This is a genomic window from Xenorhabdus innexi, from assembly GCF_002632485.1.
Taxonomy (GTDB): domain Bacteria; phylum Pseudomonadota; class Gammaproteobacteria; order Enterobacterales; family Enterobacteriaceae; genus Xenorhabdus; species Xenorhabdus innexi.
This window is the reverse complement of sequence record NZ_NIBU01000137.1, coordinates 1-2,680: the sequence shown is the minus strand read 5'-3', so window position 1 is coordinate 2,680 and position 2,680 is coordinate 1. Positions and strand designations below refer to the sequence as shown.

3 protein-coding genes are annotated in these 2,680 nt (G+C 51.2%); all 3 read right to left on the bottom strand.

Going from position 1 to position 2,680, the window contains the following annotated elements; all coding sequences use genetic code 11:
- A partial coding sequence (locus Xinn_RS20405) for a type VI secretion protein IcmF/TssM N-terminal domain-containing protein (RefSeq protein ID WP_280176159.1) occupies positions 1–819 on the bottom strand: 819 nt, incomplete at its 3' end.
- Positions 820–829: 10 nt separating this feature from the next.
- Complete coding sequence (locus Xinn_RS20400) at positions 830–2,056, bottom strand: DotU family type VI secretion system protein (protein WP_422645969.1); 1,227 nt, start codon at positions 2,054–2,056, stop codon at positions 830–832.
- Positions 2,057–2,064: 8 nt separating this feature from the next.
- Positions 2,065–2,680: type VI secretion system baseplate subunit TssK (tssK, locus tag Xinn_RS20395; protein ID WP_099137790.1), on the bottom strand; the 616-nt coding region annotated here is incomplete at its 5' end.

Genomic DNA, 2,680 nt, shown 5'->3' with positions numbered 1-2,680 from the left:
GGTGATCTTAAATTTTTCATGGAGTTCGGATAAACGCCTGCGTAACAGATAGGCGTGTTGATCACGGGCTTCTGCCGAGGGATTCAGCAGGTCTTCCACACTGAGCGTAAGGATAACCCCGTTGATGGGCTGACGGGGCCGGTATTTTTTCAGCAGGTGAATAAAGGTTTTCCATTCCCCGATATGGGACGACTGGGCTTGTGGATTCGTATAGCGCCCGGCAGTATCCAGCAGAACGGCCTCCGTGGTGAACCACCAGTTACAGTTTTGCCTGTCCTGTAGATTGCACAGGGCGGATTTGCCGAAATAATCTGATAAGGGAAAATTCAGGCCGGAATTTGCCAGTGCCGTGGTCTTACCGGAGCCCGGTGCCCCGATAACCAGATACCAGGGTAACTGGTACAGATACTGGCGGCTGAAAAAGCCGCGCAGGCCGGGTTTGTTCCCCTGTAGGCCGGATAAATAAGCTTTGCGCAATAACCTCCGGACATTTGTAAACTGTTCGGACAAGGGCAGAGACGTTTCATGGGAAGTGGTTTCCTGTTCTTTTTCTGTACTACTCTCATCTAAACTGTCTAACTGATGCGCCTGTTTCTTATTCAGCCAGCGCCGGTATAGGTGGGGAATCAGTGAACTAAAAATCCAGACAAAATACAGAGAAGTAATGGTGGCGACCTGTATTGCCAATGATTTAAACGGAACGATATCCCCAACCGCAATAATCGGCCCCCAGAAACCGATAATGAGGGCCAGCAGTGTGAACCCGATAAAGCTCCAGGTCAGTCGGCTGGTGATAATCGAAAGAAGCACCTTTACCATCTGAGTTTCCTCACCTTAATTGGGCATCAGGAGAAACTAACAGTGTGATTTCGACCCGTCTGTTTTTGGCGCGGTTTGCGGGCGAATCATTGGGGACTAAGGGATCGCTGGCCCCTTTACCGGCTACTTTGACGCGTTCCGGCTGATCCAGATAACGCTGGAGTTCTTTTTGAACTGATTTGGCTCGGGCCAGTGACAATGCGTAATTGGATTTAAAGGGCGACGCATAAATGGGGACATTATCGGTATAGCCGACAACTAAAATGTCACCGGAGTTATGGTTGATTTCTTCAGCAATGCGCTTGATGATGTATAAATCATTTTTCTTGATTCGGGCTGATCCCGACCGGAATAGCCCATCCCCTTCCAGCGTAATCACATCCTTATCATTCATCGTTACGGTCAAGAATCCGGCATCGATTTCAGGCTGTAATCGGCTTTTGAGATTTAACGGCTTCTCTTTCGGCGGCATTGGCGGTGGCGGCGCTATTTTTTTCTCGGGCACCTCGGGTAGATGGATCTTATAGATGGCGGATAAAACCGGGGTTGTGACATTTTCCAGTCGCCAGTTCAGGCCGATATACAGCAGACAACCTAGAAAGCCCAGCAGGAGTATGCCAACCCACAGTGGTAAAAGCGGCTTCCAGCGGGGATGGGGTCTCTTGAGTAATTGCAGACTGGGGGACAGCGCCGCCGGATAATGGCCCCGGATGGAATGAATTAACTGGTACAGACGTTGTTTCAGCGTTTCCAGCTGAGAGTGGCCGTTATCCATAATCCGGTAGCGTCCTTCAAAGCCGAGCAGGAGGCAAAAATTAATCAATTCCAGCAGCCACAGATGCTCTTTGGGGCTTTGGGATAATTTGGCCAGCAGTTGGAAAAATTTTTCCCCGCCCCAGGTTTCATTGTGGAATGTGACCAGTAATCCGCTGCCTGACCAGACACTGCGGCTGCCCCATGGGGTCAGAGCGGCGGCTTCGTCTAAGGCGGTGCACAGGCAATAACGTGCACCGATAATCACTTCATAGGGTTGCTCTGCCTGTTGGCAGGCCACTTCAAAGCGCCGGACTTCCTCGATCAAATGTTGCCGCAATGCAGCAGGGGCCGGATGAGAGGTAGTATGCCGGAGTTTGGGTAAGGTATTCAGCAGCGGGTTGGCTGCCGTTACCAACGGATTATCATGGGGTTCATCAGAAAACCATGTCGGATCAGTCTGCTGGGTGGCTGTTTTCATCATTGCTCTCGTTACCTCTGTTTAGGCTGGTCACGGATAGCCCAAAACTCCATCTGTAAACCGGGAAACTCTCCCGCCAGATGCAGGGCAAATCCCCCGGCTTTATCCATTTGCTTCCACAGCTCACCCTCTTTTTCCAGTTCGAAATAAACATAGCCGGAGTGCCAGGGAATTTGCCGTGGCACGGCGGGTAAGGCGCGTAGGGGAATGCCGGGTAACTGCAACTGCACTAATTCACGAATGCGACCAACAGGGGCAATTTTCATCTGTGCCGGAAAGTGGCTCATCAGGGTGTCATTGGCAACTTCGGCATGGATCGCCAGAATAAAGCTGAATGTCTGTACCATATTGGCATGTGGCAGGGTGGCGATATTCAGCCCATGCGAATATTCGGTCAGCGGTAACTGGATGGCGTGCTCTTCCATAATGATGGACAGCCCCTGACGCAAAAGGAACATCAGTTTATTAAAACACCGGGTCAGGTTGTCATGATCATAACGGGGCAGATTTTCATCCGGGATGCGGTGCTGGGAAAACGTTGCCAGTTCGGTGGCAAATTGCAGCCACTCACTGAACAACCGTTCCGGATGCAGCAAGGCTATCTGGCGGATGTGGCTGACCTGACCA